We start from the raw sequence: 5283 nt of genomic DNA, 5'->3' as shown, positions 1-5283 counted from the left end.
GGCGCGGGCAAGCGGGATGCGCTGACGGTAACCGCCGGACAGCACCGCCCCGCCCTCGCCGATCTGCGTCTCATAGCCTTGCGGCAGGCGAATGATCATCTCATGCACGCCGGCGAGCCGGGCGGCCTCGATCACCTCGCGGTCGACATCGGTCTTGAAGCGGCCGATGTTGGCGGCGACCGTGTCGGAAAACAGCTCAATGTCCTGCGGCAGGTAGCCGATATGGTCGCCGAGCGCCTCCCTGCCCCATTGCGTCATGTCGGCGCCATCCAGCCTGACCGTGCCGCGGCTCGGCTGCATGATGCCCGCGAGGTGACGGGCAAGCGTCGACTTGCCAGCGCCGGAAGGGCCGACGATGCCGAGCGCCTCGCCAGCTTCCAACCGGAACGAGACATCGCGCAGCAGCACCTTCTGCGCCGCGGGGATAGCGAAGCTGAGCTGCTCGACGGCGATCTTGCCCGTGGGTTTCGGCAGATTGAACGACCGTTCGCTCCGCGCGCCGCCGTCCAGCAGCTTCTCGACCCTGTCGAGGGCGGCCCGCGCCAGGATCAGGCTGCGCCAGAGGCCGACGATCTGCTCGACCGGCTGCAGCCCCCTGCCCAGCAGCAGGCTCGCCGCGAACATCGAGCCGCCGGTGATCTGCCGCTCGATGACCAGATAGGCGCCGACGCCGAGGATCAGCGACTGCATGGTGAGGCGCAGGAAGCGTATCAGACCGGACATCAGCGCTGCCCGGTCGCTGGCCTGCCCCTGCTGCCGCAGCGCCAGGCCGCGGTCGCGACCCCAGCGGCGCACGAGCCCGTCGATCATACCCATGGCGCGAATGACTTCCGCGTTCCTGAGGCTCATTTCGGTGAAATTGTAATTGACGGTGGCAAGGTCGTTGGCCTGCTTGAGCGGCGCCCTCACCATGTATTCGTTGAGCACCGCCATGGCGATCAAGAGCAGCGAGGAGCCCAGCGCGAAGAAGCCGAGCCAGGGATGCAGGAGGAAGATGATGCCGATATAGATCGGCGACCACGGCAGGTCGAACAGTGCATGGATGCCGCTGCCGGTGATCACCTGCCGGAACGTGTCGAAATCGCGGATCGGCTGGCTTTGCGCGGCGCCCTGCGATGGCGTCTCGACCGATGCGGCCAGGATCTTGGCCGAAAGCAGCCGGTCGAGCCGGGCGCTGGCGCGTGTCAGGATCGCGGCCCGCACGAGGTCGAGGCCGGCAAGCGCCAGGAAGGCCGCAAGCAGCACCAGGGTCAGCATCACCAAAGTGGTCTCGCTGCCACTGGTGACCACCCGGTCGTAGACCTGCAGCATGTAGAGCGGGGATGCGAGGTAAAGCAGGTTGATCGCCAGGCTGAACACCGCCGCGAAGAGGAAATAGCGGCGGCAGGCGAGAAGCGCATCCCTGACGATCTTGGATTTCTTGTCGAAACTCACATACCCAGCGGAGAACCGCCCCCTGCCCAAACTGCTTGCCCTGAAGAAATCCTACTCCCGATCCCTCAATCGGCCACGCGATCCGCTCGTAAACCTGATGTAAACCTTAATTCGTAACCTCGAATCGTCGGCCTGCGGGAGACGAGGTGAGCCGCGCGTGGCCGCGGGCTCACCTCCTTCCTCACAGCACGAAGTCGCTTGCCGTCAGTCCGAGATTGATGCCGGTCAGCGTGATCTGGAAGTCGGCCGTCGTATTGCCGGTCACGTCGACGTGGACGATGGTGTTGCCGCCGACCTCCGACCAGGTGATGCTGTTGGCGACGGTATTCGCGTTCAGCCCGCCGAAGAGGAACGCCTGATCGCCGCCGCTGGCGGTATTGGCGTCTATGGATGACAGGTCGATCTTGTCGACGCCATGCACGAAGTCGGTGATGGTGTCGTTTGCGGCACTTGCCGGCGAATCCGAGACGTCCGATCCATAATAGAACGTGTCGGCCCCCGCGCCGCCGGTCAGCGTATCAGCTCCAACACCGCCAACGAGTTTGTCGTTGCCATCGCCGCCGTTCAGCGTGTCGTTGCCGCTTTGGCCGAACAGCGTATCGTTGCCGGCCAGGCCGAAAATCTGATCCGCGCCGCCGTTGCCGTAGAGGACGTCGTCACCGTTGTTGCTGGGGCTGTTGAAGGTCTCTCCCGAATTGCCGTTGCTGCCGGTAATGAACTGGAATGTCTCTGTATACTGATACGCAGGCCCGGCCGGATCGCCGACCTGGGTGGCCTGCACGGTCACGGTGGCTGTGTTGCTTGTCGTGAGACTTGCCGAGCTGAGCGTATTCCCGCTGATCGAAAACAGGCCCGCATCCGACTGCGAGGTGATGCTGTATACAAAACTGCCGGAATCCGGGTCGGTCGCGCTCAGCGTTCCCGAGAAGCTGAACTGATTGAAATTTACATCCCCGGTGGGGCTGGTGTCAGGTGTGAGCTGGATGTCGGTCGGAGCAAAGCGCGGTGGGCCGTCATCCGTGCCGAGGATGTCGATGGCGACCGAGGTATGGGTGCCGTCGGCGCTGACCACGTCGAAGTTCTCGGCATAGTGCTGGCCAGCCACGAACTCGTCATGCGCAGAGGAGGCGGTATAGGTCCAGTTGCCATCGGCATCGATGGCGAAGGTGCCGTAGTTGCCGGCCGTGCCGGCCTGGGCGACGAAGTGTGGGTCGCTGTCGACATCCGAGATGGTCAATGACCCTGAGGTCGAGATGTCGGCGGCCGCATTGCCTTCGGTCAGGTTCAACAAGGCCGAAGAAAGCGCTGCGGCATCATTCGCTCCATGTATGGTGATGTCGATCACCTGCTGGGTTCCGTCGACGGTGGTCACCGTCACCAGTTCATGCAACGTGGTGTTCGCGCCAGCGCTGTTGAGCGCCTGCACGGCAGCATTGTTGTCGTCGAGCGTGTAGTTCCAGGTTCCGTTCGCATCAATCGAGAACGTGCCATAGCTCTTGGAGGCAGCGGTCTGCGTATTGAAGGTCGCGGCATTGTCGACGTCGGTCGCATTGAGATCGCCAGACGCCGTCGCATCACCAGGAGTGCCATTGGCCACGCCGCCCTTTTCCGTCACGGACGTGTCTTGTACCCCGTTAACCGTGATCACCGCCGCGTCGTTGGCGCCGTTGATCGAGATGACGATGTTCTGCTGGGTGCCGTCCGAGGTCTGCACCGTGATGGTGTCGGTCAGCGCCGGATCGCCGGCATTGAGCGCCTGCACGGCGGCATCGTCCTCGTTGAGCACGTAGCTCCACTCGCCGGCCGCATTGATGCTCAGCGTGCCGTGCACGCCGTTGGTCACCACCGAGAAGTCGGTCAGGCTGTCGACGTCGGTGGCGTCGAGATCGCCGGTCGCCGGCGAGGTGCCGGCCGTGCCGTTGGCGACGCCGGAGGCCTCGGTGACCGAACCGGTCGCATCGCCGGTGATCACCGCCGCGTCGTTGGTTCCAGTAATATTGACAACGATGTCGTAGCTCGCGGTTCCGTCGGCCGATGTCACGGTCAAGGTATCGGTGACGTGCTGGCCCTGCGTCAGCGGGTCAGCTAGGGCCTGGGTGAGGGCATAGGTCCAGGCGCCGGATGCCGTGTCGAAGGTGAAATTGCCGTAGGTTCCCTGGAGGCTCGGCGGGGTCTGGAAATGGTTCTGGCCGGCATCAACGTCTGAAATGATCAACTGCCCGTGCGCGCTGGGGTCGCCCAGCGTGCCGTTGGCGACGCCGCCCGCTTCAACCACGGCACTGTCGGCGCCGGGAGCGGCGGTGATCGTGGCGCCGTCATTGGTGCCCTGGATGTTGACGTTGACGCTGGCCCAGCTCAGCGTTCCGTTGCCGAGCTTGATCGCGTAGGTGAAGGTCTCGTTTATCTGGTCGCCCGCGCCGAGCGCCTGCAGGCTGGAAAGCCCATAATGCTGCTGCAGATACTGGCTGAGGTCCATCTCGACCTTGCCGTTGTTGATGCGGATCCGGACGCCGCCGCCGATGTCCTCCCAGGCGGAGATGCCGCTCGTCTGATAATCCTGGGTCGTCAGGTCGAGGGGGGCGGGCTGCTTGGTGGACGTCGTTGCGGACGTGCCGTCGTCAATCGAATAGAGGGTCTTGGCATTCCCACCCAAGTCGTTCGCCAAAACATCCAGCAGGATGATGGACTGGGAGCCGGAAACGACGACGGCTGTGTCCTCGCTGTAGTTGAAGACATCGCCCTGTGCCTGCGGCGTGTTGGAGAACGACGTCGTGGTGCCGCCTGCACCGGAAATTTGCGTAGTAGCCATCTATTTCTACCCCTTGGCGGGCGCCGCAGCGCCGCTCATTGCCGTCTAGTCGACGACAGACCACCCCATGCCGACGAATCGGCGCCCAGTCTAAGGGGAAGAGAAATTGCTCAAATTGCCATGCAACCAGGCGCAACCCGACGGCCCGTCTATGAACCGCCAGCCCAAATGGCGTTCACAGACAGGCGGTGGCTCGATGGTGATGGCTGCGACGGCTATAATAACCGCGCTGCGTTTCCCCTGCCCCAGTAGCGCCGTAACTCGTTGTTGCCGGTCGGGAGATAATTCGCGCTACCCCTATATTAGTACATTATTAACTTTACCCGGGGGGCGTCAACAGCCAATTCGATGAAGAGTTAATGACAAAACGCGTACTTGTACGCATTTGTGGATAAACTGCATTGATAGCCATGGAAGTCCAAGTCAACGGAGATTGGCGACAGGTGGAGCGAGTCGGCCAGAGGTTGATCGTTCACACCGCCTTCTTGCCCCGCTTGCCGCCATGCTCGGCAATCGCCTTATGGACGGCGCGCTTCAGCTCGTCCTTGATCTCGACCGTGTCGGCCAGCAGCGTCTCGATCTTCAGGAAGTCGAGCACGCGGTATTTCGAGACGGCCGGGCGGATGAGGATGTCCGGCGGATGCTGCCTGAGCTTGTTGGCGATGATCGACTGCATCATCAGCTGATTGGCGCCATAGAGCAGGTCGATCGTTGTCGGGTGCTTGCGCTCGGCGTCGCTCGGCGCCCCAACCACATCGATGGCGATGATGATGTCGGCGTCCTCCTCGACCAGGTCGAAGGGCACCGGGTTGTAGATGCCGCCGTCGATCAGCACCCGACCATCGCGCGTCACCGGGCGGAACATGGCCGGAATGGCTGCCGAGGCTGCCAACGCCGATCGCAGGTCGCCCTCTGCGAACACCGCGAGCTTGTGTCCGAAATAGTCGGTCGCCGTCACCTTGAGCGGGATCTTCAGCTCTTCGAAGGTCGCGGGAATGGCCTCCGGCAGGAAGGCTTTCAGGATGCGCTCGATGTTGAAC

General features: G+C 63.0%; 3 protein-coding genes. All 3 read right to left on the bottom strand.

Annotation, left to right across the window (positions count from 1 at the left end; translation table 11 throughout):
* Positions 1-1434, bottom strand: a 1434-nt coding sequence (locus EOA29_RS24085) for a type I secretion system permease/ATPase (protein ID WP_127221688.1), incomplete at its 3' end; no start/stop codon positions are given.
* A gap of 181 nt (positions 1435-1615) precedes the next feature.
* Entirely contained in the window at positions 1616-4243 is a 2628-nt protein-coding gene (locus EOA29_RS24080; RefSeq protein WP_127221686.1) for a VCBS domain-containing protein, read from the bottom strand.
* A 472-nt stretch (positions 4244-4715) separates the two neighbouring features.
* Positions 4716-5283, bottom strand: a 568-nt coding sequence (locus EOA29_RS24075; RefSeq protein ID WP_145969766.1) for a patatin-like phospholipase family protein, incomplete at its 5' end; no start/stop codon positions are given.

Source organism: Mesorhizobium sp. M1E.F.Ca.ET.063.01.1.1 (assembly GCF_003998155.1).
Classification (GTDB): Bacteria; Pseudomonadota; Alphaproteobacteria; order Rhizobiales; family Rhizobiaceae; genus Mesorhizobium.
This window is presented reverse-complemented; position numbering and strand designations above follow the sequence as displayed.

Bases quoted from the DNA above. Each gene is read 5' to 3' on its own strand.
- EOA29_RS24080 (WP_127221686.1), bottom strand. From the start codon at position 4,243: ATGGCTACTACGCAAATTTCCGGTGCAGGCGGCACCACGACGTCGTTC.